Raw genomic sequence first — 26,021 nt, 5'->3', positions numbered from 1 at the left:
CTATATTTAAATGATTATTGAATTAACATAACTTGCTTATCTTGTTTTTTCATACTACGTGTAAATGCTGTTACACCTGTTCTAGCAATTTCTTTCAAACCGTATGGACGAAGTAATTCAATTAACGCTTCTACTTTGTCTTGCGTACCTGTTACTTGCACAACTATGGAATCCTTCCCAACATCTATTACAGCGGCTCGAAACGGTTCAATTAAACTATATAATTCTGCCCTCGCTACAGAAGTTGCTACTTTAATAAGAGCAAGCTCTCTAGCAATCATCGCTTCTTCTGTAATATCTGATACTTTCAGTACGTCAATTTGCTTATGCAGTTGTTTAATTAACTGCTCCACTTGCTGTTCACTTTCAACGTGTACAACAATCGTCATTCGCGATATATCTGATGATTCTGTATGACCTACTGAAATACTTTCAATATTAAAATGTCTTCGTGTCATAACCCCTGTAATTCGGTTTAAAACACCACTTTGATTTCGAACTGTCGCTGTAACAATTCTCTTCACCCTTTTTCCACTCCCTCCATTTGGTGAACACCTTTTCCTGGCGCAACCATCGGCATAACCTTCTCTGATTGAAGTACACGACAATCAATTACGACTGGCTCTTGTAATTCAATAGCATGCTGGATTTGCTTCTTTGCAAGAAGTGGATCGTCAATACGAACACCTTTTATGCCATATGCATTCGCAAGAGCGACGAAATCTGGTTGGCATGGTAATAAAGAATGTGAATATCTTTGATTGTAAAATTCATCTTGCCACTGTCTTACCATTCCTAAAGCTTCATTATTTAAAATAAATACTTTAACGGGTAAAGCGTGTTCTTTTAATACACTTAATTCTTGTAGAGTCATTTGAAACCCAGCATCACCAACAATTGCAATAACTAATTCTTCAGGCTTTGCAATTTGCGCACCGATTGCTGCTGGAAATCCAAACCCCATCGTTCCTAATCCACCAGAAGTTACCCATTTATCTGGATTTTTCAGCGGATAATATTGGGCTGCCCACATTTGGTGTTGCCCAACGTCTGTTGTTACAATCGCTTCTCCTTTCGTGATTTCATATAGCATATCAATCGCGTATTGAGGTTTAATACTTTCAGAATTTCGTTTATAAGAGAATGGATACTTTTCTTTTCTACTCTTTAATAAAGAGAGCCATTCATGATGATTTTCTTTCTTTCCTTCTGATTGAAGCAATACTTCTAACGCCTGCTTAGCACTTGCAACAATAGGAATCTCTGTTGGCACATTTTTCCCGATTTCTGCTGGATCAATATCGATATGTGCAACAGTCGCCCCTTTAGCAAAAAAAGCTAAATTCCCAGTAAGACGATCGTCAAATCTCGCACCTATATTAATGAGTAAGTCGCATTCATATAACGCCATATTGGCTGTGTAAGAACCGTGCATTCCCCCCATCCCTAGAAATAGCCCATCATCTGGCGGAAAACCACCAAGTCCAAGTAACGTATGCACAACAGGGATTTCATATTTACGGGCAAAACTTGTCAATTCTTTCGAAGCTTTCGCATGCAGTATACCTGCTCCAGCTAAAATTAACGGTTTTTTTGCGGTTTCAATTGCTTGTAGTAATTTGTTTATTTGAAGTAGATTCGGTTCATAATTAGGGTTATATCCTGGTAAATCCATTTGTACATTGCTACATCGCTCACCTTTCTCGACTACCATATCTTTCGGAAGGTCAATAACGACTGGTCCTGGTCTTCCTGTTTTAGCAATATGAAATGCTTCTTTAATAATTCGAGGTAAATCTGAGGCCTTTCGCACTTGATAGTTATGTTTTGTCACTGGCATCGTAAGTCCCATAATATCCGCCTCTTGAAAAGCATCGCTCCCAATTAACGTTGTTGCTACTTGGCCTGTAAATACAACAAGTGGCAATGAATCAATCATCGCATCCGCTAGACCCGTAATTACATTTGTAGCACCTGGTCCACTCGTTGCAATTACAACCCCTGGGTTCCCTGTAATTCTGGCATACCCTTCAGCAGCGTGAATTGCCCCTTGCTCATGCCTTGTTAAAATATGCGGAATTTCACAATCATACAGTGCATCATAGAGAGGTAAAACGGCACCACCCGGATAACCGAAAATCACTTTTACGCCTTCCTTTTCTAGCGCTTCTAACAATAGCTGTGCACCAGTTGCCAGTTTCTCTTCCGTTTTTGAAGACATTGTTCTTATAAGCCCCCTTTTTCAAACTTTTATACAATAAAAAAATCCTACGTCCACACTCCAGCTATGTGCTGAAGGGACGAAAGATTTCGCGGTACCACCCTTCTTTGCAAGAATACTCTTGCCTCAGTGATCCATAAATGGATCTAGCTAATAACGGAGCTACCGTCTAAGCCTAGACAAATGCTTTAGCTTAGCACTCAAGGGCGATGTTCGTCGACGTGAACCATCGGTTTTCAGCAACCACCGACTCTCTGTGAGGCTTCACAATCAACTACTCCTCCCTATCAACGCTTTCTTATGTTAAAAAAGTTGTTATCCAACTTTATTTTCTTCGTAAATTTTCTCTCCATCTTCTACAACTAACTTACGAAACTCTTCTAATAAACGGTTCGTATGTGGACCTGTTTGCCCTAAGCCAATCGTTCTACCATCTACTGTCGTAACAGCAATAACTTCAGCAGCTGTTCCTGTTAAAAACACTTCATCAGCTACATATACATCATGTCTTGTAAATAACTCTTCTCTTACGTCATATCCAAGTTTTTCGCCGATTTCTAAAATGGCGTTTCGTGTAATACCTTCTAACGCTCCAGCAGAACTTGGTGGTGTAATTAATTTATTTCCTTTAACAATAAACACGTTATCTCCTGAGCCTTCAGCTACATATCCTTGATCATTTAACATAAGTGCTTCTTGTACTCCAGCTAATTTCGCTTCAATACGAACTAAAATATTGTTTAAGTAATTTAAAGATTTTACTTGAGGGGATAAAACATCGGGACGATTTCGGCGCGTTGCAACTGTTACAACTGGAATCCCTTTCTCATAATATTCTTGTGGGAATAAAGATAATTGTTCTGCAATTACTACTACATTCGGCTTCTTACATGAATCGGGATCCAATCCAAGATTTCCTGCTCCTCTTGATACAACAAGGCGAATGTATCCATTAGATAATTTATTTTGTCGAATCGTCTCAACAACAATATTTGTTACTTCATCTAATGAATATGGAATTTCTAAAAGGATTGATTTTGCTGATTCATACAACCGGACAAGATGCTCTCTCAAACGGAAAACATTACCGCTATAAACTCTAATTCCTTCAAACACTCCATCGCCATATAAATAGCCATGATCATATACTGAAACTTTTGCCTCATCTTTTGGAACAAATTCTCCATTTAAGAAAATCCATTGCTCATTCACTAGAAGCGCCTCCTATGTTCTATGAATTTTTTATTGTTTCCTAGTTTACTCTCCTTTCTAAATAAATCAAGTTAATTTTTAGAAAATTTATAATTTTTAATCGTACGTACTTCTTTACTTATATTGATTTAACAACATTGTTAACGTTTACAAAAAGTCAAAAAATTTTTTTCGCCAATTTCCACTAAAAAAATATTTGTTTAAAAGAAGGATTTTCATCAATTGATACGAATCTATTGTATTCAATAAACGGACGTCCGATTTTATAAATCCGGGAATATATAACGACTTTTGCTGAAAAAGGGGGGAAATAACAAAAATAGCGCTGTCTAAAAATAACATTCATATTTTTCATTTCGTAATCATAATCCTATTTTTAAAAAACAATTTGTCAAAATGAAGGAGGAAATAAATATGGCGTGTGTACAAATTAAAGGAACGAGACAAGAGGTAGTAGAAATGCTGCAATTATTTGATCTAATGGATACGAAAGGTTTTTGTAAATTCGATAATTACGTAGAGGTAGAACCAAATACGCAAGAACATAATCATTTTATTGCTTCAATCGACATCCATTCAAATACTTCTTCTGCCCAAGATACATTAAACGATCAATTCGTTAGTCAAATGCTTACTGGCGTATATAACGACTAAACAAAGATTTACTTCCTACCGTCTTTTCATAAATGCAGTGAACTTGAGCATACTAGCAATTAGATGGTAGGAGGTGAGAATTATGGCTAGAATTGGCGTTGAAAACTCATTAACAGACGTTCAACAAGCTCTTCAGCAACAAGGTCATGAAGTTGTTACACTTAACTCAGAACAGGATGCACAAGGGTGTGATTGTTGCGTTGTAACTGGGCAAGATTCTAATGTGATGGGCATTGCAGATGCATCAATTAAAGGATCAGTCATTACAGCTCACGGTTTAACAACGGATGAAATTTGTCAACAAGTTGAAAGTCGCACTTAAAAAATGAAAGAGGACTCCTTTTAAAAGGAGTCCTCTTTTTTATATTCACCTAACGGGAAAGTAACATATACTGGATGAAAGCCCTACCTCTCTCTCATCATTACGGTTCCACTGACCGCTCCTTGATTCACTAGTATACATATATAGCTTACAAATACAATTTATAGGGTTTGTTCACAAAAGTTGTTGATAAAATTACCCGATCTTTCGCAAACTTTTCGTATTGCATTCATAAGAGATATTTACTTTACACTAGCTGTAACCGAGACACGAATTAAAATTATAACACCAATACAATAGCTTGTCAATATTTTTCCGCAAATTAAAAACAGACATTAACGGTTTGTCTGTTTTAGAATGGAGCTTTTTCTTTTATTACATATACAACAAAGCCGCTTACTAACATAAATAAGCCAACTACTAAGTTTTTGATATTAATCATAAATTCCTCTCCCTTATTCCACACATCATATATATTTACATTTCAATTATTCCGATCATCCTAAAGCGCACTTTTTCTAATATATCATAATTCCTAAAAAATGCAAGTTCACTTTTGACGACCATTCACAAATTTATCTACAGTGCTTGGTACAGTGTTTAAAGCCTTTTCAATTAAATGTGTACTGCTGTTGAGATGTAATACTTGCACCCCATTAGAACCAACTACTAAAAAAGCTACTGGACTAATAGAAACCCCAGCCCCGCTTCCTCCTCCAAATGGATGCCCTTGCTTGTTCTCTTTATGCTGATTTTGCCCACCGTTATGTTTTTCAGTAATGAAACCCCCTTTAAAATCACTTCCACCAGCTCCAAAACCAAAAGCCACTTGAGATACTGTTAATACAACATTTCCGTCAGCTGTTGAAACCGGGCTCCCAACAATTGTATTTACATCTACCATCTCTTTTAAATTTGTCATTGCCGTTTTCATTAAATTTTCAATTGGATGTTCCATTATGTATTGCACCCTTTCCTCATTATTCCTTTTTATAATTTCCAAAATAGAGGAAGTCATACTAACTTTTCCTATTTCAAGAAAACATTTTCCTCCTTTTAATAGATATTACTGCCCGTTAATGCGGGATAAAAAAGAAAAAGAGATACATACTACTATTGAACCTTGTTATGAAAGGAGCCATGACTTTGACTGAGAAATTTGATGATTATAAAAGAAGAGATAGAATAGATAGTGATTATAGTGACTATAAAGAAGAGTATGCCGCTGAGGTTGCACCACAACGCATTGATTACGATTACGATGATAAAGACGATAAAGATGTTGTAAAATCGTCCGCTGCTGGATCAACTGCTGGTTTTATCGCTCTTGCGCTATCTATCTTATCGCTATTTACATTCCCAACACTATTTGGTCTTGTTTCTGTTTTACTCGGTATTTACGCTTATAATCGCGGAGCTACTGTAACTGGCGGTATCGCTGCAGTTGTCGGTGGGATTGCTGCACTTATCGCAATTTTATTCCGAGTAGCACTTATTGGTTTATTGTTCTCCCTTTTCTAAAAAAGAAAAAGGTATCTCGCTTAACGCGGGATACCTTATCCTGTAAACACATCTTCCGATGGATATTTTATTTTTTGTTTTGCTGGTCGCGCTAAAGAGAACACAAGTGTTAATGGTCCAATTAATCCGCAGAACATAACAAACATAATAATACATTTTCCGAATGCCGATAGCTTTGCAGTAATTCCCATCGTTAATCCGACTGTACCAAACGCTGATATTGTCTCAAATAATAATTGAATAAAGCTGAAGTTTTCTGTAAGCATTAATATAAATACCGCTGCAAAAATAAGTATTTGACTGGCAACAGCAATCGCTAAGGCCCTCGTTACTGTCGAAATTTTAATTGTACGCTGAAATAAAACAATTTCCTCCTTTTTTCTAAAGAAAGAAAGGACAGATGTAATTAAGATAACAAACGTTGTTAATTTAATTCCTCCACCTGTTGATACACTTCCTGCACCAATAAACATTAAAATCATCGTAAATAATATAGATGATTCTTCCATACCTCCATAGTCAACCGTATTAAATCCAGCTGTCCGCGGGGTAATACCTTGAAAGAAGGAAGCCCATAGTTTTTCATTTAAAGATAAATTCCCTAACGTCTTCACATTATTATATTCCAATACAAAAATTACAATCATTGCTATAACATTTAGCACTACTGTTCCAATAATCATTATTTTTGAGTGAAGTGATAATTTTCGAAAACTGCGACTATACCATATATCAATTAATACGGTAAAACCGAGTCCACCTATTACAATTAAAGAGCAAATCCCAATATTAATAATGGGATCTCCTACATATCTTGTTAAATTATCTGGCCATAAAGCAAAGCCTGCATTATTATAAGATGCAATTACATGAAAAATACTATAGTATAAACCTTTTCCAAAACCAAACTCTGGAATAAAGCGAAACGATAAAAAGATGGCCCCAATAAGCTCAATACAAATCGAAAATATAAAGACACGCTTTACTAATTTTACAAGACCACCTATATTTGTTTGATTAAACGCTTCTCCAATTAATAAACGATGGCGTAATCCGATTTTTTTGCCTAATACCCAAACAATTAAAATGGCAATTGTCATAAGACCTAGACCACCTGTTTGAATTAAAAACATAATAACAATTTCGCCAAACATCGTAAATGTACTTGCTGTATCCACTACTCCCAAACCAGTTACGGTCGCTGCTGACGTTGCTGTAAAGAAAGCATCTACCCAACTAATTTGTGCTTTCGTTGCGAATGGTAACTTTAATAACAAACCGCCAACCACAATTAAGCAGAAAAAACCTAACGCTAATATTTGTGGTGGGTTTAATCGTATAAGACGATTATACAGCCCTTGTTTTTTTGTTACTTCCATATCACTAACTCCCTTATTAAAGTGAAGCTTTCCCCTCATAAATAAAAAGCTTTTTAAAAGCCCTTAAAGAATTGGGACAAACCTTATATTCTTATAATATAGTTGAGCATAATCCTTTTTTTCATAGATTACAACTTTTATTTATATTCAGACTTCTTTTTCTTTTATGCTGGAAAACTATATATCCTAACTCAATATTGCTAGCAATAACAATTTCATATGTACTATTTTTCAAATCCCCATATCTTTCACTCTATGTTCACATAGAGGTCACATTCACCTTTTATAGTATATGTATCGAAGCTGTTCCTCCCTAATTTATAAGACATTCCCCAGTGTCTTTGAATAGCTTCCATCCCTAATTAAATTGACATAAATTGTCCCCTTCCCTTGATCATCTTATATGTGATGGTCTTATTTTTTTGTCTTTCTATCTTTTATTTAAAACTTCCTCTCTCTTTCACTCGATGTTCACACAGAGGTCACATCCACCTTTTATAGTATATATATCGAAGCTGTTCCTCCCTAATTTATAAGACATTCCCCAGTGTCTTTGAATAGCTTCCATCCCTAATTAAATTGACATAAATTGTCCCCTTCCCTTGACCATCTTATGTGATGGTCTTATTTTTTTGTCTTTCTATCTTTTATTTAAAACTTCCTCTCTCTTTCACTCGATGTTCACACAGAGGTCACATCTACCTTTTATAGTATATGTATCGAAGTTGTTCCTCCCTAATTTATAAGACATTCCCCAGTGTCTTTGAACAGCTTCCATCCCTAATTAAATTGACATAAATTGTCCCCTTCCTTGACCATCTTATAAATGATGGTCTTATTTTTTTGTCTTTCTATCTTTTATTTAAAACTCCCTCTCTCTTTCACTCGATGTTCACATGAGAGTCACACCTATCTTTTATAGTATATGTATCGAAGTTGTTCCTCCCTAATTTATAAGACATTCCCCAGTGTCTTAAAGCAACTTCCATCCCTAATTAAATTGACATAAATTGTCCCCTTCCCTTGACCATCCTATGTGATGGTCTCTTTTATTTTCCAAACACAAAATCAATCTATCTGTACTTAAATAAAAACCTAAAAATTCAGAAAATATTGTCAAATTAGGTATTTTTTCGGTATAATTACTTTAGGAAGGAATTTCGCAAAAACAAAAGGGGGATTTTATTGAAACAAACAAAAGCAATCTTAATCGCATTATTTCTAGGTCTAGTTGTTGGACTCACTCTAAATTTAGCCGCTCCATCTATCTTTGAGCCACTAAATCAATATGTGTTCAACCCAATTGGTCAATTGTTTATTCGACTTATTAAAATGCTAGTTGTTCCTGTTGTATTCATTTCTATCGTACTTGGTGCTGCCGGCCTTGGAGATCCGAAACAACTTGGAAGAATCGGTTTAAAATCAATTTCATTCTTTCTCGTAACAACTGCGGTTGCCATCTCTATAGCGGTTACATTTGCACTTATTATAAAACCAGGAGCTGGCGGTAATTTTAAAACAGAAGGTCTTAAGTATGAAGGTGCAAAAACTGAAACATCTTTCGTCGACACATTGCTAAATATCGTACCAGATAACCCAGCAAAAGCGATGGCTGACGGAAACATGTTACAAATCATTGCCTTTGCCGTATTGATTGGACTCGGTATAGCTATTTTAGGAAAACGAGTTCAAGGTATCCATTCATTACTTGAACAGGGCAACGAATTAATGATGTATCTCGTTAATCTCGTTATGAAATTAGCTCCAATTGGAACATTCGGTTTGCTCGCTTCATCCGTTGGTAAAATGGGGCTTGCAGGCGTCGCTGCGATGTTCAAGTATATGATTGTCGTTATGTTAGTACTCATTATTCACGGGGTCTTTGTATATGGTGGCTTATTAAAGGTATTAGCAAAAGAAAGTATTGTTCGTTTCTTTAAACATTTCGGACCAGTAATGGCAATTGGATTTAGTACATCTAGCTCTAATGCATCGCTTCCATTTGCAATGAAAACAGCACAAGATAAGCTTGGCGTTCCAAAAGCGATAAGCTCATTTGTACAACCACTAGGGGCAACTATTAATATGGATGGTACTGCCATTATGCAAGGGGTGGCAACTGTATTTATCGCTCAAGTATACGGAGTTGAACTTACATTACCGCAATTAGCTATGGTCGTATTAACTGCTGTACTAGCTAGTATCGGTACTGCTGGTGTACCAGGTGTTGGACTTGTAATGCTTACAATGGTTTTAAATCAAGTAAATCTACCAGTAGAAGGTATCGCTTTAATTATCGGTATTGACCGTATTCTAGATATGTCTAGAACAGCTGTAAACATTTCTGGGGATGCAATTTGCGCAATGATTGTCGCAAAATCAGAAGAAAAATATAATACTGATCAATCGGCAGCATCGTAAATCAAAAAAGGAGTGAATATATTCACTCCTTTTTTGATTTACTCCCTTTTTTAGAACGATATTCTTTCCCTTTATTATCATTACCAGTTTCAAATTCAGTGCTAAATTCCTGATTAAACTGGCCGGACTTTGGTGATCCTTGATTACCGCTCCCTTTACTACCGTTACGATTCGTCATATTTCTCCCTCCCTTCCTTGTATTAGTAGTATGGCGCTCTATCTTTTTTCATACACATTTTATTTTTTAACATCTATTACACACGAAAGAAGACCTTCCATATATAAGGAAGATCTTCTCTTTCATCACGTAAGCGTTTTCTTGTTTATAATCACTTAAATAAGTTTTTTGGAAATCGAAATCATTACATTCATTTCATCTTCTGAAAGTGTAGAGAATCTTTCTTGTAAATATTGTTTTTTCGCATCTTCCATTTTCGCAACTAAATCTTTCCCTTGTTCTGTAATCTCTAAATACACAACTCGGCGATCTGATGTAGAACGTGAACGAGTTACAAAACCTTTATTAATTAATTTTTCTGTAACAGCTGTAATATGACTATTCGACACATTTAATTCATTTGCTACACGCGATACCATTTCTTTATTCGTACGATTTAATATTCTCAGGACGATGAATTCATTCCACGGTATGTAACCACCGAATATTTTTCCGATATCATTACGCAATGTGCGAAACATAGCAAACACATTTGTCGATAGTTCTTCCATTAATTGCTCTCGATTTTGAGACAACTTTGACAGCTCCTTTTATTTCATTTAGTTAAATAAAAACCTTATTAATAATTTTACATGAAATCTTACTTTTTGTCACCTTATTTTCCCATAATTCGTAGTTTTTTAATATGTATTTCATGATAAAATGAAGTTAACTTCCAGAAAAAGGGGGTATTTTAATGCATGAGGAGGAGAAATTCTCAAATCTCAGCCTAAAAGATAAAACGATTATCATTAGTATTATCGCTCTTTTTCTCATTATAATTTTTGCATTTATATTTTTTGTATATGTAGGAATCTTTCAAATTACAGGTATAGAGTATAGTTCACGTACTGCGTTACTTCTCTTTTTTTTATTAATCACTTTCTTAGACAGTATTACATTTTTCATCTTCAGTTTCTTCAAAGCGCTGCTATATCCACTAACACAAAACATGCCAAATTGGATTTCTATTACTCTTTTCTCATTCATTGAAATTACACTAGATTGGTTCGTCATTCATACTGCTGATGATTGGATAGAAAGCGTACAAATGTCCAACATAGCTGAATTATGTGTCGTACTATTCTTTTTCCTCTTAAATAAATTATTAAGTGACGAGAAAGAGTAAGAATACAAGCTTTTCTATATAAAAATTGGTACAATGAAAGCAAATCTTACTAAAGAGGTGTTAATTATGAACTTACAACAATGGGCTGATAAAGGTATGTCCTTTGATACATATGTGAATGAAATGCAAGTAAACCAATACGAGCTACTACACATTTACAATAACTTTTTAATTCCAAATGAATTACTTCCTGTATTAGAAGAACGTCAAAATGACGGCTGGCGTGTTATCGTATTAACTGCTGATTGGTGTGGCGATGCTCTTTTATGCGTACCTGTTATGAAACGAATTTCTGAAGTTGCAAATATTGAAATGAGTTTATTAATTCGCGACGAAAACTTAGAATTAATGGATCAATATTTAACAAATGGAACAGCACGTGCGATTCCAATCTTTATTTTCATTGATAAAGATGGAAATGAACAAGCCGTCTTTGGACCACGCGCTCCAAAAGTACAAGAATTAGTAACTTCAATGCGCGCTACATTACCTGAAAAAGAAGATCCAACATTCGAAGAAAAACAAAAAGAAATGTATGCTAATTTCCGTGCTACATTAGCTGATGATACTTCTCTTTGGGAGCATGTAATGGAAAATATGGTGGAAAAAATAGTAAAATAAAAAACCTGCCGAGCTCGGCAGGTTTTTTTATTACATAATGAAGAAATAGAATACCGCAGCTAAAATGAAACGATAATAAGCGAACGGTGTTAGTTTCACACGAGATAATAATTTCAAGAATGAAACAATTGCAAGCATCGCAACAACGAATGCAGTTACAAATCCTGTTACAAATAGCGTTATATCTGCTGAGCTTAATACATCCCAGCTTTTAATTAAATCTAATCCACTTGCAGCTACCATCATCGGTACCGCTAAAATGAACGTATATTCAGCTGCCGCTGTATGCGACACGCGAGCTAATAAACCACCACTGATTGTAGAACCAGAACGAGAGAATCCTGGCCAAAGAGCTAAACATTGAAACATTCCAATTGTAAATGCCTGTTTATATGTGATTTCATCTAACGTTCTTGCTGTACTTGGTTTTGAAAACTTCTCAGCAACAATCATTAAAATACCACCGGCTACTAAGCTAATAACAACTGGTCCTGGACCAAATAAAACCTCTTTAATAGTGCTATGGAATAATACGCCAAGTATCCCGGCAGGAATCATCCCGATAATAATATGTAATAAATTTAACGATGGTCCGTCTGTTACTTTACCTATTCCAACTAACGACCATAGACGCTTCCAAAATATAACAACAACTGCTAAAATCGATCCCAATTGGATAACAACTTCAAAAACTTTCGCTCTCTCATCGTCAAATCCAATTAAATGTCCTGTTAAAATCATATGTCCTGTTGATGATACTGGTAGAAACTCTGTTAACCCTTCAACAGCACCCATGATTAAACCAATTAACCAATCAGCCACAAGTAGTGCCTCCTTAATAACAAATAATATGTAATTTTTTCACACCTTATCATAATACCTTATCCCTTTTCAAAGTGCATCCTTTTTTTATTGGTTTCATATGTTGTAGGCGCGTATTTCTTTTCTAATCTTTGATTAAATTGTATGATAGTAAGAGTTTGTTTTTTATATGGAAAGGGGATTTTATGAAAGAAACTACTTCATTTTCACAAAAGTTAAAGCAATTTGTATTACTATTTTTTCCGATTTTCGTAACGCAAATGTCATTATTTGCGATGAGTTTTTTTGATACAACAATGTCAGGACATGCAAGTCCAACTGATTTAGCAGGTGTTGCAATTGGAACAAGTATATGGCTTCCAGTTAGTACGGGATTAACAGGAATTTTAATGGCTACTACTCCCATTGTTGCACAACTCGTCGGATCCAAGAAAAAAAAGGACGTTCCCCACGTTGTCATACAAGCAGTTTATTTAGCAATTTGTGCTAGCTTCGTTGTTATCCTCATCGGTTTCTTCGTCGTTTCACCTATTTTAAACGGCATGCGCTTAGAAGAACCTGTGGAACGAATTGCAGCTCAATTTTTAAGTATTATCGCAATAGGAATTATACCTTTATTCACTTACACTGTTTTACGTGGATTTATTGATGCATTAGGAAAAACTCGCACAACGATGATTATTACATTACTATCATTACCAATTAACGTAATATTAAATTACCTATTAATTTTTGGTAACTTCGGTTTCCCAAAGCTTGGTGGTGTCGGAGCAGCAATTGCTTCCACTGCAACATATTGGTGCATTTTAATTATTACAGTCATTATTATTCAGACGAAAGAGCCTTTTGCCTCTTTCAACATTTTCAAACAATTATATCGCCCTTCTCTTTCGAGTTGGACAACATTCTTAAAGCTTGGCGTTCCTATCGGATTTGCTATCTTTTTTGAAACGAGTATTTTCGCTGCGGTAACGCTCATGATGAGTAATTTTAGTACGACAACTATTGCAGCTCACCAAGCAGCTATGAACTTTGCTTCCTTGTTATATATGACTCCGCTAAGTTTAGCAATGGCAATGACTATTGCAGTCGGATTCGAAGTTGGAGCAAAACGTTACGATAATGCAAAACAATACGGACTGATTGGAATTGGATTAGCCCTTGCCTTTGCTTTATTATATTCAATTCTTCTCTACTTCTTTGATAATCAAATTGCTTCTATTTATACGACAGATGCAAAAGTTCATCATTTAGCAAAAGAATTTCTTATCTTTGCGATTTTATTTCAAATTTCAGATGCAATTGCAACCCCTGTACAAGGAGCTCTGCGTGGGTATAAAGATGTAAATGTTGCTCTAATTATGACTTTAATTGCTTATTGGATAATAGGTCTACCACTAGGTTACATATTAGCAACATATACAGAATGGGCCGCAAAAGGTTATTGGATCGGTCTTATTATCGGTCTAGCATTTGGCGCTGCCTTCCTCCTTATCCGTCTCTTTCAAGTACAACGAAAATATACAACACAAAACAGCCGCTAATAATAAAGCGGCTGTTTTCTTTATGCATATTTTTTCTTGTAACGTATAATATAATGAAAAAGAAAGGTGGGTACATATGGACGACAAAGAAAAAAAGCAATCATTCGATGAAGAATTTGCCCCTGAAATTTCACCTGGATATCGGCAAGATGTACATAAGCCACCTAAATATAAAAACACTTCGTTTTTAATGGGCATTACCATTTTCGCAGCTGTATTACTCATACTTATCATTTTCGTTTATTTTTGATGAAAGGTGGCCTATTATATGAAGAAACAAAATTCCAATCGTTCCAAAAGAACTGTTAAAACACAAAAAGGATATGCAGGCGATTCTATTCATACACTTAAACAAGTGGAGCAAGGAAATTTATATATTGCTCAAAAAGAACTTGGTCAACAAAATGAAAATCTTTAAAGGTCCTTGATTCCTTGAGGGCCTTTTTATTCCGCATTAAGTAGTACACCCCAAAATGATCTATTGAGCAATGAATTTCCTTTATTGTACGCGCTGCTTTTGTTCTAGCACCATAAATATATTATTAACCTTTACAATTTTCACTTCATAATTCAATTTCATTTCGCTTCTCTTACCATTTTCAGTACCCGCAACGTACGCTACAGCTTGATAGAGAAAACTCTCATCTGTCTCTTCACGTATCTCCTCGCTTGTAAATTTATACTCTAAATCTTGAAAACGATTGGGATAATAATTTTCTATTAATGGTTCATACCCTCTATTTAAAAATAGTTCTTCACCTTTTCGTTTCACATCTTCTTTATTATTAAACTCAAACACGGATAGTTGCTCGGTCACAAAATGCTCTCCTACCTTTTTCATTTCATTATGAGTTAAATTTTCTATACTTTTGTTCTTTAATTCCTTATTTAACTCGTACTGATCAATCGGTTTAAAGGTAGCAAAAACCTCCTCTTTATATGACCAAAACAATACAAAAGCGATACATAGAGAAATGATTAACAGTCTTTTTTTCGTAATACTCCCGCCCTTCTTCATAATGATAGCTATATTTTAACATATAGAAAGAAAATTCTGATATCATAAAGTAGAATAACTTAACTCAGAAACGAGGAACAATTATGGACTCTTACAAACATTATATAAAAGAAGCTTTGCCTAATCTTTCTATACATTCATATAAACAAAATGAAGAAGGTTGGGATAATGTAGCAATTATAGTAAATGATGAGCTACTGTTTCGTTTCCCGCGAAAACAGGAATATGCAATGCGAATTCCGTTAGAAAAAGAACTATGCACACTTCTCTCTTGTTCACTACATGAAATTAAAGTTCCAAAGTATCACCTATTCTATAAAAAGGAGACTGATGCTATTCCGCTTTGTAGTTACTATACTCTCATTCATGGTAAACCTTTAAAAACAGAAATAGTTACTACACTAGAAAAACAAGAACGAAAAGCACTTATTACACAATTAGCAACTTTCCTTGCTGCTCTACATAGTATTCCTCTAAAAAGTGTTACAGCGTTAGGATTCCCTATTGAAAAAACACTTACCTACTGGAAAGAGCTACAAACTAAATTAAATCAGTATGTTACTAACAATCTTACTTCGTTCCAGAAATCAGCCTTAAATCGTTTATTCGAGAATTTCTTTGCCTGTCTAGCTACATCTAAATTTCAAAATACAATCATTCACGCTGATTTTACACATCATCACATTTTATTTAACAAGCAGAACAAACGCATTTCAGGTGTTATCGATTTTGGTGATGCGCAAATTGGCGATCCTGCTTTTGATTTTGCAGGACTATATTATGATTTCGGACATGAGTTTACTACATCTGTATATGAACAGTACAGTACACTTATTTCTCATCATGATCCATTACTCATTCACCGCATTACTACCTTTTATCAATATAGTCCTTTACTACATAATATTATTTATAACTTTGAATCAGAGAATGAACTCGAATTCATTACAAGTACAGAACAACTAAAAACGATATTACAGGGATGAGATTACATTCTCTCCCTATATACTCTCTCCTCATACATCATTAACTTTTTATCCATTTCAACAATAACTTTATACAATTGAAATGCCTGTAAAATTTGCAGTTGAATTTCAAAAGGAGCATTTTGTTCTTTTAACCATTGAAATACTTTCGTTTCATCTTTCATTGATTATTCCTCCCTTTATCCCGCTATTTGCGGGTAGCCCGATTGACCCCCACTGATTAAAGTTTCACTTTATTAAAATCTGCTACAAATATACCGTAAATGATGAAAAGCTTTTCATGTCAATAACAAAAAAGGATGCAAAGTTGCATCCTTTAATGAACTATATTTTTCTTCTGTTTCGCTTCTTTCTTTACTTCTTCCCCTTGGCATTCACTACGAAACGCACAACTTATACACTCAGAACGAAAATGACGCTCTGTATAGTGCTCAGGTTGCTGTAACATTTCTTTCATTCTAGATAAATCAGCCATTCCAGTTATAATATCTTCCTGTTTCGGAATGTACTCATACTTAGTTCCTTCTATTAAATTAATAACTTCAATTTTTCCTGGAAGAACGCCGAAAGCTTTATAACTGAATACTGTCATTAGCTTCTGACAAAGAGCAAGCATTTCCTCATCCGCATCGACAACATACTTTTTAATTACAAACGACTCAGCATTCCACTCACCAACTTCAAATGTCAATGACATGTGGACACCTAACTCTTCCATATATGTTTGAAACTTCTCGTATAAAAACAACGGTGGTGTCTGACTATCATCCCTTTCAACAAACTGTAATAAGTGATCCGTTAGCTTCGCTAATACAATATAGTACTCCGTCTTCGAAGCAAACATATTAATCCTTACTTTTTTCCAATACTTTTCTATTAATATTAAAAGTACAATTTTCGTTTGTTGACCCGCAGGTAGCGTGTAATACTCGTTAATAATTTGATTCACAATCATTTGCGCTATTTGTTGCCATTCAAATGAAGAAGGTTCTCTTCTTTTTATATGACGAAAATAAAATTTATGCGGACACCGCATAAAATCATACAAATGATAATCTGTCATCGTTTTGATTGAGATTTTCTCATGCACTTGCTCTTCAGCTCCCTTCTGCCATTAAGAAAGGTGTTTTACAAATTCAGCTCCAAACTGTAAACATTTTTCTACATCTTCATCTTCTGGCGTTAATTCTACTTTTAGTCCTTCTAACACAACTGCTGCTCCGCGCTCTTGTAGCTTTTCTATTAAAATATCAACCGCCACTCCGTATTTCGGATAAGCCGAATCACATGATCCGAATACTGCCGCTTTTTTCCCAGTTAAATCAATAGAATCCATTGCATCATAAAAATCTAAGAAATCATCAGGAAGATCACCATCTCCCCATGTGTATGCACCTAAAATAATTCCATCATACTGTTCCAATATAGAAGCTTCTGGTGAATCCATAATATCAATAACTTCAATTTCATTTTCTGTTTCACGAATTACGCCGGCAATATGGTCAGCCATTTCCTCTGTATTTCCACTCATACTTGCAAAAATCATTACTAACTTACTCAACTGAACCTCTCCCTTTACTTTGTATCTCTTTTTCTGTTTGAATGCTCTTCTTCTCATCTACATATTCAGACCGAATTACATTTCGTTGCCATTCCATATGCTGATTAACATCTTTATTTTTATCTTTTAATCCCCTCCGTAGAAGGTGAAATTTTTTTCTCATTAACATGTCGCATCCATCCTATTGATAATAATTATCAATTTGAACTATATTTAGATTAATTGACATTGATTATCAATGTCAATAACTATTTTTAAAAAAATGATTAAAATGTACAAGCTTGTCCGTTAGCTATTCATATACTATAAATGAGCATAGTTCTTTCTCAGCCCTCTCTGACGGAAAGAAATAAAAGCAACTGCGATAGAGCGCAGTTGCCTTTTTTTGTTTTTCTATGATTTTAGTAATCTTATAGTAGTCTCTAAGAATAGCTCCACTCCACAAATTAATGCTGATTCATCCACGTCAAATTTCGGATGATGATGTGGATAACAAGTATATATATTTTCATTACCTGTTCCTAATTTAATGAAACAACCGGGTGCTTTTCTTAAATATGCTGAAAAATCTTCCCCACCCATAGAAGGTTCAAGCTTCACAACACGCTCATTCCCAAACAAATGTAGTGCACTTTCTTCTACTATTTTCGTAATATATTCATCATTAATAACCGGATCATATCCATATCGATACGTATATGTATACGATCCTCCATGTGCTTCTGTAATTCCTTTCACAATTTTTTCGATTTTCCCTTCTGCTTCCACCCTCAATGCTTGATTAAATGAACGAACAGTTCCCATTAAAGTTGCTGTACTAGGAATAATATTGTCAGCCACTCCCCCATGAAACTGCGTAACTGAAAGGACTCTTTGCATGAAAGCACTTGTATTTCTAGATACGATATGTTGTAGATTTGTAATAATCTGCGCTCCGATAGCGATAGGATCAATCGTTTCTTCTGGCCGCGCCGCATGCCCTCCTTTGCCTTGGATCTCAACTGTAAATACGTCTGGTGCTGCCATCATCGGTCCATATACAATTCCTACATTCCCACTTTCCAAGCCAGACATAACATGTAAACCTATTACATAATCAACACCGTCCATAACACCAGCCTCAACCATTTCTTGTCCACCACCAGGGTATACTTCTTCTGCATGCTGAAAGAATAGACGAATTTCTCCTACAAACTCTTCCTTCATATTATTAAGCACCTCTGCAGTGCTTAATAAAATAGCTGCGTGAGCATCGTGCCCACATGCATGCATCATTCCTTTTTTCACAGATGTATAAGATTTACTTGTCTCCTCTTGAATTGGCAAAGCATCTATATCAGCTCGAATCGCAATTACTTTCCCTTGCTTCACACCCCTTTTAATTGCTAGTACACTATACTTCGTCGGTCTCGTTACTTCAAAAGAAGAAAATGAGCATAGTGTATCATATATAAATTGCGAAGTTTCTTTTTCATGAAATGATAATTCCGGATACTTATGAAAATGCCTTCTCCATTTCACGATATTTTCTTCCGAAATTAGACTCTTCCACACTCTATTCATGATAATTTCCTCCTTTTCAAAAGAACTAGAAATTTTAAATTTTACTCCGTCTTAAATGATTAATAAAAACAAATACTGCATTTTTACGTATTCTTATAGTCCACTTTTATGTATTCACACAATCCACTTTCTATTTACATGTCAAACCCATTACAAATTCATGCTGAATGTAATATAATTGCTAAGTTAGGGATTTTCTTTTTTAGTATTTAGTGCTAATATCAGAAAAGAGCCTTTTGACTTATTTTTACCTAAAATGTGGGATTTTGTTTTTTTCACAATAATGTAGGACATGATACCTACAAAGAGCTATTATTTCATTAAGAGAGGGAAAGACATGGAAAGATTAAAAGAGATATGGTCTCGACCACTCACACAATGGGTTGCAAAGACGGTTTATTACCTTGCAATTTTATTTGCATTACTTTGGTTGTATGGATTCCATGATACAAACACAAGTACATTTATTTACAATGAATTCTAGGGTGGGAACGTTATGAAGTTATTAGAACAAATTGAAAAGTGGGCTGCAGAAACGCCTGATCAAACCGCTTTTGTTTGGCGAGATGCGAAAATTACGTACAAACAATTAAAGGAAGATTCTGATGCGTTAGCACATTGGATTTCTTCTGAGTATCCAGACGATCGTTCACCAATTATGGTGTATGGCCATATGCAACCTGAAATGATTATTAACTTTTTAGGATGTGTAAAAGCTGGACATGCTTACATTCCTGTAGATTTATCTATCCCAGCTGATCGTGTACAACGTATCGCTGAAAATTCTGGTGCGAAATTGCTTTTATCGGCAGCAGAAGTAACTGTAACTGATTTGCCAGTTCGCATCGTAAGTGAAGACAACTTAAAAGATATTTTCTTTACTCATAAAGGGAACACTCCAAATCCTGAACATGCGGTAAAAGGTGATGAGAACTTCTACATTATTTACACATCAGGAAGCACAGGTAATCCGAAAGGGGTTCAGATTACTTATAACTGCCTTGTTAGCTTTACAAAATGGGCTGTAGAAGATTTCAACTTACAAACAGGGCAAGTATTCTTAAACCAAGCACCTTTCTCATTCGATTTATCTGTTATGGATATTTACCCATCATTAGTAACAGGTGGTACGCTTTGGGCAATCGATAAAGATATGATTGCGCGTCCAAAAGACTTGTTTGCTTCTTTAGAGCAATCGGATATACAAGTATGGACTTCCACACCTTCTTTCGCAGAGATGTGTTTAATGGAAGCATCTTTCTCTGAGAATATGCTACCAAACATGAAAACATTCTTATTCTGCGGTGAAGTGTTACCAAATGAAGTAGCTAGAAAATTAATTGAGCGTTTCCCAAATGCAACAATTATGAATACGTATGGTCCAACAGAAGCTACTGTCGCTGTAACAGGTATTCACGTGACAGAAGAAGTGCTTGATCAATACAAATCACTTCCAGTTGGCTACTGTAAATCAGACTGTCGCCTTCTTATTATGAAAGAAGATGGTACGATTGCACCTGATGGTGAAAAAGGCGAAATCGTAATTGTCGGTCCAAGCGTAAGCGTTGGATATTTAGGCAGCCCTGAATTAACAGAAAAAGCATTTACTATGATTGACGGTGAGCGCGCCTATAAAACAGGCGATGCTGGCTATGTTGAAAATGGTCTTCTATTCTATAATGGTCGTCTTGATTTCCAAATTAAGCTGCATGGTTATCGAATGGAATTAGAAGAAATTGAGCATCACCTTCGTGCGTGTTCTTACGTAGAAGGTGCAGTTATCGTTCCAATTAAAAAAGGTGAGAAATACGATTATTTATTAGCGGTTGTTGTTCCTGGAGAACATTCGTTTGAAAAAGAATTCAAATTAACATCTGCAATCAAAAAAGAACTCAATGAGCGATTACCAAACTACATGATTCCACGTAAATTCATGTATCAATCTTCTATTCCAATGACACCAAATGGAAAGGTAGATCGCAAAAAATTATTGAGTGAGGTTACAGCATGACCGCATATGGATCATTTTATTTTTTCGCTATAGTGGGCATTTTATTAATACCTACTATCATAGCTGGATTAAAAGGTAAAATGTTGCGTAAATATAATGCCGTTTTAACATTAGTCATGATTGCTATTATCTTCTCGGATAAACCGAAGCAAGCGATTATGTTAGCCGCATTTATTATTTGGCAATATGCCCTTATTAAAGGCTATTTAATTTTAAGAAAACAAAATAATAGTACATTCATGTTTTGTGTAGCTGTTATTTTATCGATTTTGCCACTTATTTTGGCAAAAGTCGCACCATTTGTACCTGAATTGCATTTTATTGTTTTCGCAGGTATGTCTTATGTAACATTTAGAGCTGTACAAATGGTCTTTGAAGTTCGTGATAATTTAATTAAAGAACTTTCCTTCTTTAATTTCTGGGAATTCGTTTTATTCTTCCCTGCGATTTCAAGTGGACCTATCGATCGTTACCGTAGATTCCAAAAAGATATTCAAAAGCCGCCTAGTGCTGAGGAATATCAAAAGTTACTATATACAGGGTTTAACCGTATTTTCCAAGGTTTCCTGTATAAATTTATAATCGCGCACTTGATAACAACATATCTTGTAAAGGCTGTATTCGCCAATCAAGATACACTTTTATCTAATGTGATTTTTATGTACGCTACTAGCATGCAATTATTCTTTGACTTTGCAGGTTATAGTGCGTTCGTAATTGGTATCAGTTATATGATGGGAATTAAAACGCCAGAAAACTTTAATAAGCCATTCCTTAGTCGTAATATTAAAGACTTCTGGAACCGCTGGCACATGAGTTTATCATTCTGGTTCCGTGATTTTATTTACATGCGTTTCGTCTTTTTTGCAACGAAGAAAAAGTTAATTAAAAACCGTTACACAATTTCGTATATCGGTGCATTTTTAAACTTCTTCATTATGGGAATTTGGCACATCCAAGGAAGCGCTGTTGCGCAGTATGTTATTTATGGTCTATATCATGCCGCACTGTTTATTTTATTTGATATTTTCGAACGAAAAAACAAAAAGCATAAGTTTTGGCCAAACAATAAATTTACACACGTCCTTGCGATTGTAATTACGTTCCACGTTGTATGTTTCGGTTTCCTAATTTTCTCTGGACACCTTAACAGATACTTTTAATGCACCCTTCTTATTCCATTAAGAAGTTGCACATATAATATATTTCGGATATAAAGGAGATTTTAAAAATGGCAGAATTCAAAGAGCAAGTATTAGATATTTTAGAAGAAGTATGTGAAAACGATATTGTGAAAGAAAACTTAGATGTTCAATTATTTGAAGAAGGTATTCTTGATTCTTTCGCTGTAGTATCTTTATTAGTTGAATTCCAAGAGCGTTTAGATATTGAAGTTTCTATTTCTGATTTTGACCGTGACGAGTGGGCTACACCAAACATGGTTATTAAAAAGTTGGAAGAAATCCGATGAACAAAGCAAAATTTGGTCCGATGCTTTTAGCATTGGCCCTTTTTGCTGTATTCTTACTTATTCCAACGCGCTTCCTACTTCCACTTTTAAGTGATGAAAAAGTAGAACAAGCTGCTACTTCTTTAAAAGAAGAAAAAATTCAAAGTATGATTTTACAGCAAAAGATGTTAGCAAATCCAAAATATCTTCCGATGTACGGTTCATCGGAATTCGCACGTATGGATGCTTTCCATCCATCTAATTATTTTAAAGTAAAGCCTGAAGGGTTCACACCATTCCTTCTTGGACGCGGCGGAACACAAGACCTTGTACATGTGTTAAACTTCGCATCTACAATGGATCAATTGAAAGATAAGAAAATGATATTCGTTCTTTCTCCGCAATGGTTTGTACCACAAGGTATTGATGAAACGCACTTTGCACCTAACTTTTCAAAGCAACAAGGTTACCATTTCATTTTCAACAATGATTTAAAACCTGAAATAAAAAAACAAATTGCAAAGCGTTTATTAAACTTTGAGATTGTAAAAAAAGAAACTTTATTAAAAATTTCGCTTGAAGGCATTGCTTATGATGATACGAAGTATAAAGTAAAAGCACTTGCTGCTAAACCTTTCGCTTATATTTATCGTAACATTTTAGATCGTAAAGATTTATTTACAGCTATGTTTAATATTAAACCGCACAAAGAAAAGCTTGATCCTTCATTAAAACAAATGAACTGGGAAGAGGCTCGTAAACATGCGGATCAAACAGGTGCAGTAGAATCTGGATCTAATGAATACGGTATTGAAGATGATTATTTCAATAGCAAAATTAAGAAAAAATTAAAGCAACGTGAAGGTTACTTAAAAAATGATGCTTATGACCAATCGCCAGAATATGAAGATTTACAAATTGTACTTGATTTATTAAAACAATCTGGTGCAAAACCGCTCTTCATTTCTGTTCCTGTCAAAGGTCCTTGGTACGACTACGCTGGCTTCCCGAAAGAACGCCGCGAAGCATACTATAAGAAAGTTCATGAGCAAATCGAAAAAGCTGGTTATCCAATTGCCGACTTCTCAAATCATGAATACGATAAATACTTCTTAAAAGATCATATGCACTTAGGTTGGAAAGGCTGGGTTTACATCGACGAAGCCATCCAACAATTTTATAAAGCAAACTAATGAAAAGACCGCTTGAATTACTCAAGTGGTCTTTTTGTATATATTTTGTAATTGCTCGATTGCATTCTCCGCTTCTTTCATAACTCGCTCCACTACATGCTGAGCTGATTCGATTCGTGCCAACGATGCTGCCTGTCCTGCCCAAAGTGACATATATTCTTCCTTATTTTGCTTCGCTGCCTCTTGGCGTATTTTAGAAGTTAATACGTTTTGCACTGGATACATCGGAAGCCCTTCTTCTTTTCCTTCATGTCTCTCTATAAAGTCATTCCGGATACCCCGTGCATATTTCCCGGAAAACGCACGAGTTACCGTTGTGCTCGTATCTGTACTATGTAAAACCGCTTCTTTATACACATCGTGCGTAATACTCTCTTCACTTGTTAAAAAGGCCGATCCCATTTGAACACCTTCTGCTCCTAGTGCCAATGCCGCAACAAGCCCTTGTCCGTTCATTACACCACCTGCTGCGACAATTGGGATATGCGGAACAGCTTCTACTAACTGAGGTACTAACGCAAAAGTACCAATCATAGCATCTCGTTCTTTCCCAATAAACGTTCCTCTATGCCCTCCTGCTTCGCTACCTTGTCCGATAATAATATCTACTCCTAGCTCGGCAAGTACTTTCGCTTCCTTCACATGGGTAGCTGTTCCGATAACTTTTATTCCACTTCTTTTTAAATCATTTATTTCTTCTTTTTCTAACGTTTGAAATGCAAAACTAACGACTGGTACTTTTTCATCTAATAGCACTTGTAATTGTTCCTTATAGCTTTTTGGAAGCTTTAACGTTCCTTCTACTTCTATACCTAATTCTCTATTCACTCCGCTTAGTAATACTTTCGCCTCATTTACCTTCTCTTCTTCTATTTGTATCTCTTTCGTTACAAGTAAATTAACACCGAAAGGCTTATCTGTTAGTTCTCTTATTCTATAAATCGCTTCACGAATTTGTTCTGGGCTCATATAGCCCGCTCCAAGCGTCCCTAATCCTCCGCTATTACTTACTGCTGCAACGAGTTCTGGCGTCGTAATCGCGCCTGCCATACCGGCTTGAACAACGGGATACTCAATTTTTAATATGTCTGTTACTCGACTTGTAAACATCATTTTCCCTCCTATTTCCCTTATATCTTCTTTATTTGATAAGCTTTCCCCTGCTTATGCAAGGGTTGGACCTCAAATGAAGCGAATATATTGAAAGAGAAGGAGGCTGAGCTTAATGATTTATCCAAATGCATTAAAGCAAGGTGATACAGTAATGATTATTGCACCATCTGGTCCACCTACAATCGAAAATGTATTAAAAGGTGTGAATGTATTACAAGAGATGGGGTTATCCGTAATAATCGGGAAGAGTGTTTACGAGAAATATGGATTTTTAGCCGGAAGTGATCAAGTTCGGCTTGACGATATACATGAAGCATTTACAAATAATGAAGTGAAGGCAATTTTTTGTGCACGAGGTGGTTATGGAAGTGCTCGTCTTCTTCCTCACATTCAATATGAAGTTATTAGGCAGAATCCAAAAATCTTCTGGGGATATAGCGATATTACAGCTTTACATACTGCTGTTTCACGTTATGCAAAGCTTATAACATTTCATGGTCCGATGATTGAAGAACTAGGAAAAGGTATTGATTCCCTATCTTTATCCTCTTTTAATCAGCTATTTCATCCGTATTCAACCATTTTATCTGCATCAGAATGTATCGTACCTAGCTCTCACAGTACAGTTACAAGTACGTTAGTTGGAGGAAATTTAGCTGTGTTAGCAAGTATAATTGGCTCGCCCTACGAGATAAATACGGACAATACACTTTTATTACTTGAAGACATTGGTGAAGAACCGTACCGCATTGACCGTATGTTAAATCAGCTACTTTTATCTGGAAAGTTTAATGAATGCAGGGGCGTTATTTTCACACGTTGTCACGACTGCACTCCTTCAAAGCCATCTCAATCATTGCAAACAATATTATATGAATATTTCGCGCCATATCATATACCTGTTCTATTCGATTTACCAATTGGACATATAAGTCCAAACATCGGTATTCCACTTGGAGCTACAGCGACAATAAACACGAATAATAAAACAGTCTCTATTTCTTCTGGTATAGCCACTTCATATTCAAATTAAAAAGTAAAAGGAAAAGCGATTACGCTTTTC

Annotated in this window: 32 protein-coding genes and 1 other annotated feature; of the genes, 16 read left to right on the top strand and 16 right to left on the bottom strand. The window is 35.4% G+C overall.

Annotated features, from left to right (window positions below):
• Nucleotides 1-14: 14 nt before the first annotated feature.
• The 3 genes from ilvN to ilvE form a co-directional block, all read right to left on the bottom strand.
• On the bottom strand, nucleotides 15-524 hold the full coding sequence (gene ilvN, locus MHH27_RS07455; RefSeq protein ID WP_000822952.1) for an acetolactate synthase small subunit: 510 nt from the start codon (nucleotides 522-524) through the stop codon (nucleotides 15-17).
• The gene (gene ilvB / locus MHH27_RS07450; protein ID WP_098566875.1) at nucleotides 521-2,221 is read right to left on the bottom strand and encodes an acetolactate synthase large subunit; all 1,701 of its coding nucleotides are present in this window, start codon (nucleotides 2,219-2,221) and stop codon (nucleotides 521-523) included. The genes ilvN and ilvB overlap by 4 nt, the downstream gene beginning before the upstream one ends.
• A 72-nt stretch (nucleotides 2,222-2,293) precedes the next feature.
• Nucleotides 2,294-2,521 (bottom strand) — a binding site (T-box leader).
• Between the two features lie 15 nt (nucleotides 2,522-2,536).
• Entirely contained in the window at nucleotides 2,537-3,433 is an 897-nt protein-coding gene (gene ilvE, locus MHH27_RS07445; RefSeq protein ID WP_001005486.1) for a branched-chain-amino-acid transaminase, read from the bottom strand.
• Between the two features lie 414 nt (nucleotides 3,434-3,847).
• Between ilvE and MHH27_RS07440 the strand changes: the two genes are divergently transcribed.
• Nucleotides 3,848-4,087: a DUF3911 family protein gene (locus MHH27_RS07440; protein WP_000752514.1), complete on the top strand. Its 240-nt coding sequence runs from the start codon at nucleotides 3,848-3,850 to the stop codon at nucleotides 4,085-4,087.
• Nucleotides 4,088-4,169: 82 nt separating this feature from the next.
• On the top strand, nucleotides 4,170-4,409 hold the full coding sequence (locus tag MHH27_RS07435; protein WP_000101021.1) for a YkuS family protein: 240 nt from the start codon (nucleotides 4,170-4,172) through the stop codon (nucleotides 4,407-4,409).
• Nucleotides 4,410-4,761: 352 nt separating this feature from the next.
• On the opposite strand, the gene MHH27_RS07430 is transcribed toward MHH27_RS07435, so the two are convergent.
• Both MHH27_RS07430 and ytfJ read right to left on the bottom strand, forming a co-directional pair.
• Nucleotides 4,762-4,851 carry a hypothetical protein gene (locus MHH27_RS07430; protein WP_000608227.1) on the bottom strand — a complete coding sequence of 30 codons (90 nt, stop codon included), beginning with the start codon at nucleotides 4,849-4,851 and terminating at the stop codon, nucleotides 4,762-4,764.
• 108 nt (nucleotides 4,852-4,959) lie between these two features.
• Nucleotides 4,960-5,427, bottom strand: a complete 468-nt coding sequence (ytfJ, locus tag MHH27_RS07425; RefSeq protein WP_090975920.1) for a GerW family sporulation protein — start codon at nucleotides 5,425-5,427, stop codon at nucleotides 4,960-4,962.
• Nucleotides 5,428-5,555: 128 nt separating this feature from the next.
• Between ytfJ and MHH27_RS07420 the strand changes: the two genes are divergently transcribed.
• A complete protein-coding gene (locus tag MHH27_RS07420; RefSeq protein WP_000136546.1) occupies nucleotides 5,556-5,930 on the top strand; it encodes a hypothetical protein in 375 nt (124 codons plus the stop codon).
• 35 nt (nucleotides 5,931-5,965) lie between these two features.
• On the opposite strand, the gene MHH27_RS07415 is transcribed toward MHH27_RS07420, so the two are convergent.
• Entirely contained in the window at nucleotides 5,966-7,309 is a 1,344-nt protein-coding gene (locus tag MHH27_RS07415) for a TrkH family potassium uptake protein (RefSeq protein WP_340942096.1), read from the bottom strand.
• Nucleotides 7,310-8,494: 1,185 nt separating this feature from the next.
• Here MHH27_RS07415 and MHH27_RS07410 point away from each other — a divergent pair.
• Entirely contained in the window at nucleotides 8,495-9,730 is a 1,236-nt protein-coding gene (locus MHH27_RS07410) for a dicarboxylate/amino acid:cation symporter (RefSeq protein WP_000814809.1), read from the top strand.
• A 22-nt stretch (nucleotides 9,731-9,752) separates the two neighbouring features.
• Here MHH27_RS07410 and MHH27_RS07405 read toward each other — a convergent pair whose 3' ends face one another.
• Nucleotides 9,753-9,908 carry a hypothetical protein gene (locus MHH27_RS07405; protein ID WP_000184928.1) on the bottom strand — a complete coding sequence of 52 codons (156 nt, stop codon included), beginning with the start codon at nucleotides 9,906-9,908 and terminating at the stop codon, nucleotides 9,753-9,755.
• A 155-nt stretch (nucleotides 9,909-10,063) separates the two neighbouring features.
• Complete coding sequence (locus tag MHH27_RS07400; protein WP_000081434.1) at nucleotides 10,064-10,483, bottom strand: MarR family winged helix-turn-helix transcriptional regulator; 420 nt, start codon at nucleotides 10,481-10,483, stop codon at nucleotides 10,064-10,066.
• A gap of 161 nt (nucleotides 10,484-10,644) precedes the next feature.
• Here MHH27_RS07400 and MHH27_RS07395 point away from each other — a divergent pair, with 161 nt between their 5' ends.
• Together MHH27_RS07395 and MHH27_RS07390 are read left to right on the top strand one after the other, a co-directional pair.
• On the top strand, nucleotides 10,645-11,076 hold the full coding sequence (locus MHH27_RS07395) for a YrvL family regulatory protein (protein ID WP_000544072.1): 432 nt from the start codon (nucleotides 10,645-10,647) through the stop codon (nucleotides 11,074-11,076).
• Between the two features lie 33 nt (nucleotides 11,077-11,109).
• Complete coding sequence (locus MHH27_RS07390; RefSeq protein WP_002040836.1) at nucleotides 11,110-11,697, top strand: thioredoxin family protein; 588 nt, start codon at nucleotides 11,110-11,112, stop codon at nucleotides 11,695-11,697.
• Nucleotides 11,698-11,727: 30 nt separating this feature from the next.
• Here MHH27_RS07390 and uppP read toward each other — a convergent pair whose 3' ends face one another.
• Nucleotides 11,728-12,519 carry a bacitracin resistance undecaprenyl-diphosphatase gene (uppP, locus tag MHH27_RS07385; RefSeq protein WP_000796253.1) on the bottom strand — a complete coding sequence of 264 codons (792 nt, stop codon included), beginning with the start codon at nucleotides 12,517-12,519 and terminating at the stop codon, nucleotides 11,728-11,730.
• A 185-nt stretch (nucleotides 12,520-12,704) separates the two neighbouring features.
• Here uppP and MHH27_RS07380 point away from each other — a divergent pair, with 185 nt between their 5' ends.
• The 3 genes from MHH27_RS07380 (at nucleotide 12,705) to MHH27_RS07370 (ending at nucleotide 14,481) form a co-directional block, all read left to right on the top strand.
• Nucleotides 12,705-14,063, top strand: coding sequence for an MATE family efflux transporter (locus tag MHH27_RS07380; protein ID WP_029441800.1), 1,359 nt, complete (start codon nucleotides 12,705-12,707; stop codon nucleotides 14,061-14,063).
• Nucleotides 14,064-14,139: 76 nt separating this feature from the next.
• Complete coding sequence (locus MHH27_RS07375; RefSeq protein ID WP_000341062.1) at nucleotides 14,140-14,313, top strand: hypothetical protein; 174 nt, start codon at nucleotides 14,140-14,142, stop codon at nucleotides 14,311-14,313.
• Between the two features lie 18 nt (nucleotides 14,314-14,331).
• Nucleotides 14,332-14,481 carry a hypothetical protein gene (locus MHH27_RS07370; protein WP_183041428.1) on the top strand — a complete coding sequence of 50 codons (150 nt, stop codon included), beginning with the start codon at nucleotides 14,332-14,334 and terminating at the stop codon, nucleotides 14,479-14,481.
• Nucleotides 14,482-14,562: 81 nt separating this feature from the next.
• On the opposite strand, the gene MHH27_RS07365 is transcribed toward MHH27_RS07370, so the two are convergent.
• Nucleotides 14,563-15,081: a biotin transporter BioY gene (locus tag MHH27_RS07365; RefSeq protein ID WP_340942088.1), complete on the bottom strand. Its 519-nt coding sequence runs from the start codon at nucleotides 15,079-15,081 to the stop codon at nucleotides 14,563-14,565.
• 83 nt (nucleotides 15,082-15,164) lie between these two features.
• On the opposite strand from MHH27_RS07365, the gene MHH27_RS07360 reads away from it, so the two are divergent.
• Entirely contained in the window at nucleotides 15,165-16,067 is a 903-nt protein-coding gene (locus MHH27_RS07360; protein ID WP_098125912.1) for an aminoglycoside phosphotransferase family protein, read from the top strand.
• Between the two features lie 2 nt (nucleotides 16,068-16,069).
• Here the strand turns inward: MHH27_RS07360 and MHH27_RS07355 are convergent, their stop codons facing one another.
• The 5 genes from MHH27_RS07355 to MHH27_RS07335 all read right to left on the bottom strand — a co-directional run bounded on the left by MHH27_RS07355 (nucleotide 16,070) and on the right by MHH27_RS07335 (nucleotide 19,191).
• Nucleotides 16,070-16,231, bottom strand: coding sequence for a hypothetical protein (locus MHH27_RS07355; protein ID WP_000651086.1), 162 nt, complete (start codon nucleotides 16,229-16,231; stop codon nucleotides 16,070-16,072).
• Nucleotides 16,232-16,383: 152 nt separating this feature from the next.
• A complete protein-coding gene (locus MHH27_RS07350) occupies nucleotides 16,384-17,157 on the bottom strand; it encodes a hypothetical protein (RefSeq protein WP_000544579.1) in 774 nt (257 codons plus the stop codon).
• Nucleotides 17,158-17,181: 24 nt separating this feature from the next.
• Nucleotides 17,182-17,628, bottom strand: coding sequence for a flavodoxin (locus MHH27_RS07345; RefSeq protein WP_000041153.1), 447 nt, complete (start codon nucleotides 17,626-17,628; stop codon nucleotides 17,182-17,184).
• Nucleotides 17,621-17,797 (bottom strand): hypothetical protein, encoded by a 177-nt coding sequence (locus MHH27_RS07340; protein ID WP_090975909.1) that lies wholly within the window; start codon nucleotides 17,795-17,797, stop codon nucleotides 17,621-17,623. Before MHH27_RS07340 ends, MHH27_RS07345 begins: the two co-directional genes overlap by 8 nt.
• Nucleotides 17,798-18,021: 224 nt before the next feature.
• Nucleotides 18,022-19,191, bottom strand: coding sequence for an amidohydrolase (locus MHH27_RS07335; RefSeq protein ID WP_090975907.1), 1,170 nt, complete (start codon nucleotides 19,189-19,191; stop codon nucleotides 18,022-18,024).
• 337 nt (nucleotides 19,192-19,528) lie between these two features.
• Here MHH27_RS07335 and MHH27_RS07330 point away from each other — a divergent pair, with 337 nt between their 5' ends.
• The 5 genes from MHH27_RS07330 (at nucleotide 19,529) to dltD (ending at nucleotide 23,845) form a co-directional block, all read left to right on the top strand.
• Entirely contained in the window at nucleotides 19,529-19,675 is a 147-nt protein-coding gene (locus tag MHH27_RS07330) for a teichoic acid D-Ala incorporation-associated protein DltX (RefSeq protein ID WP_000440293.1), read from the top strand.
• Nucleotides 19,676-19,687: 12 nt separating this feature from the next.
• Nucleotides 19,688-21,202: a D-alanine--poly(phosphoribitol) ligase subunit DltA gene (gene dltA, locus MHH27_RS07325; RefSeq protein ID WP_090975904.1), complete on the top strand. Its 1,515-nt coding sequence runs from the start codon at nucleotides 19,688-19,690 to the stop codon at nucleotides 21,200-21,202.
• On the top strand, nucleotides 21,199-22,365 hold the full coding sequence (gene dltB / locus MHH27_RS07320; protein ID WP_053564929.1) for a D-alanyl-lipoteichoic acid biosynthesis protein DltB: 1,167 nt from the start codon (nucleotides 21,199-21,201) through the stop codon (nucleotides 22,363-22,365). The genes dltA and dltB overlap by 4 nt, the downstream gene beginning before the upstream one ends.
• Nucleotides 22,366-22,433: 68 nt before the next feature.
• Complete coding sequence (gene dltC / locus MHH27_RS07315; RefSeq protein WP_000807310.1) at nucleotides 22,434-22,673, top strand: D-alanine--poly(phosphoribitol) ligase subunit DltC; 240 nt, start codon at nucleotides 22,434-22,436, stop codon at nucleotides 22,671-22,673.
• Nucleotides 22,670-23,845 (top strand): D-alanyl-lipoteichoic acid biosynthesis protein DltD, encoded by a 1,176-nt coding sequence (gene dltD / locus MHH27_RS07310; RefSeq protein WP_340942082.1) that lies wholly within the window; start codon nucleotides 22,670-22,672, stop codon nucleotides 23,843-23,845. The genes dltC and dltD overlap by 4 nt, the downstream gene beginning before the upstream one ends.
• A gap of 21 nt (nucleotides 23,846-23,866) precedes the next feature.
• Here dltD and MHH27_RS07305 read toward each other — a convergent pair whose 3' ends face one another.
• On the bottom strand, nucleotides 23,867-24,955 hold the full coding sequence (locus MHH27_RS07305) for an NAD(P)H-dependent flavin oxidoreductase (protein WP_090975900.1): 1,089 nt from the start codon (nucleotides 24,953-24,955) through the stop codon (nucleotides 23,867-23,869).
• 115 nt (nucleotides 24,956-25,070) lie between these two features.
• On the opposite strand from MHH27_RS07305, the gene MHH27_RS07300 reads away from it, so the two are divergent.
• The gene (locus MHH27_RS07300) at nucleotides 25,071-25,991 is read left to right on the top strand and encodes a S66 peptidase family protein (protein WP_340942080.1); all 921 of its coding nucleotides are present in this window, start codon (nucleotides 25,071-25,073) and stop codon (nucleotides 25,989-25,991) included.
• The last annotated feature ends 30 nt before the right edge of the window (nucleotides 25,992-26,021 follow it).

It is taken from the genome of Bacillus sp. FSL L8-0152, assembly GCF_038006365.1.
In the GTDB taxonomy this organism is placed as follows: Bacteria; Bacillota; Bacilli; order Bacillales; family Bacillaceae_G; genus Bacillus_A; species Bacillus_A cereus.
Note: the sequence above shows the minus strand (reverse complement) of the source record. Positions and strands in the feature narration are given on the sequence as shown.

What these genes read in the sequence shown, in the direction of transcription:
- MHH27_RS07330 (WP_000440293.1), top strand. Translation starts at nt 19,529, where the DNA reads ATGGAAAGATTAAAAGAGATATGGTCTCGACCACTCACACAATGGGTT.
- ilvB (WP_098566875.1), bottom strand. Translation starts at nt 2,221, where the DNA reads ATGTCTTCAAAAACGGAAGAGAAACTGGCAACTGGTGCACAGCTATTG.
- dltD (WP_340942082.1), top strand. Translation starts at nt 22,670, where the DNA reads ATGAACAAAGCAAAATTTGGTCCGATGCTTTTAGCATTGGCCCTTTTT.
- MHH27_RS07415 (WP_340942096.1), bottom strand. Translation starts at nt 7,309, where the DNA reads ATGGAAGTAACAAAAAAACAAGGGCTGTATAATCGTCTTATACGATTA.
- MHH27_RS07370 (WP_183041428.1), top strand. Translation starts at nt 14,332, where the DNA reads ATGAAGAAACAAAATTCCAATCGTTCCAAAAGAACTGTTAAAACACAA.
- MHH27_RS07300 (WP_340942080.1), top strand. Translation starts at nt 25,071, where the DNA reads ATGATTTATCCAAATGCATTAAAGCAAGGTGATACAGTAATGATTATT.
- MHH27_RS07365 (WP_340942088.1), bottom strand. Translation starts at nt 15,081, where the DNA reads ATGAAGAAGGGCGGGAGTATTACGAAAAAAAGACTGTTAATCATTTCT.
- MHH27_RS07405 (WP_000184928.1), bottom strand. Translation starts at nt 9,908, where the DNA reads ATGACGAATCGTAACGGTAGTAAAGGGAGCGGTAATCAAGGATCACCA.
- ytfJ (WP_090975920.1), bottom strand. Translation starts at nt 5,427, where the DNA reads ATGACTTCCTCTATTTTGGAAATTATAAAAAGGAATAATGAGGAAAGG.
- MHH27_RS07340 (WP_090975909.1), bottom strand. Translation starts at nt 17,797, where the DNA reads ATGTTAATGAGAAAAAAATTTCACCTTCTACGGAGGGGATTAAAAGAT.
- dltB (WP_053564929.1), top strand. Translation starts at nt 21,199, where the DNA reads ATGACCGCATATGGATCATTTTATTTTTTCGCTATAGTGGGCATTTTA.
- MHH27_RS07375 (WP_000341062.1), top strand. Translation starts at nt 14,140, where the DNA reads ATGGACGACAAAGAAAAAAAGCAATCATTCGATGAAGAATTTGCCCCT.
- MHH27_RS07355 (WP_000651086.1), bottom strand. Translation starts at nt 16,231, where the DNA reads ATGAAAGATGAAACGAAAGTATTTCAATGGTTAAAAGAACAAAATGCT.
- MHH27_RS07435 (WP_000101021.1), top strand. Translation starts at nt 4,170, where the DNA reads ATGGCTAGAATTGGCGTTGAAAACTCATTAACAGACGTTCAACAAGCT.
- dltC (WP_000807310.1), top strand. Translation starts at nt 22,434, where the DNA reads ATGGCAGAATTCAAAGAGCAAGTATTAGATATTTTAGAAGAAGTATGT.
- MHH27_RS07380 (WP_029441800.1), top strand. Translation starts at nt 12,705, where the DNA reads ATGAAAGAAACTACTTCATTTTCACAAAAGTTAAAGCAATTTGTATTA.
- MHH27_RS07360 (WP_098125912.1), top strand. Translation starts at nt 15,165, where the DNA reads ATGGACTCTTACAAACATTATATAAAAGAAGCTTTGCCTAATCTTTCT.
- MHH27_RS07335 (WP_090975907.1), bottom strand. Translation starts at nt 19,191, where the DNA reads ATGAATAGAGTGTGGAAGAGTCTAATTTCGGAAGAAAATATCGTGAAA.
- MHH27_RS07430 (WP_000608227.1), bottom strand. Translation starts at nt 4,851, where the DNA reads ATGATTAATATCAAAAACTTAGTAGTTGGCTTATTTATGTTAGTAAGC.
- MHH27_RS07395 (WP_000544072.1), top strand. Translation starts at nt 10,645, where the DNA reads ATGCATGAGGAGGAGAAATTCTCAAATCTCAGCCTAAAAGATAAAACG.
- MHH27_RS07440 (WP_000752514.1), top strand. Translation starts at nt 3,848, where the DNA reads ATGGCGTGTGTACAAATTAAAGGAACGAGACAAGAGGTAGTAGAAATG.
- MHH27_RS07305 (WP_090975900.1), bottom strand. Translation starts at nt 24,955, where the DNA reads ATGTTTACAAGTCGAGTAACAGACATATTAAAAATTGAGTATCCCGTT.
- MHH27_RS07390 (WP_002040836.1), top strand. Translation starts at nt 11,110, where the DNA reads ATGAAAGCAAATCTTACTAAAGAGGTGTTAATTATGAACTTACAACAA.
- dltA (WP_090975904.1), top strand. Translation starts at nt 19,688, where the DNA reads ATGAAGTTATTAGAACAAATTGAAAAGTGGGCTGCAGAAACGCCTGAT.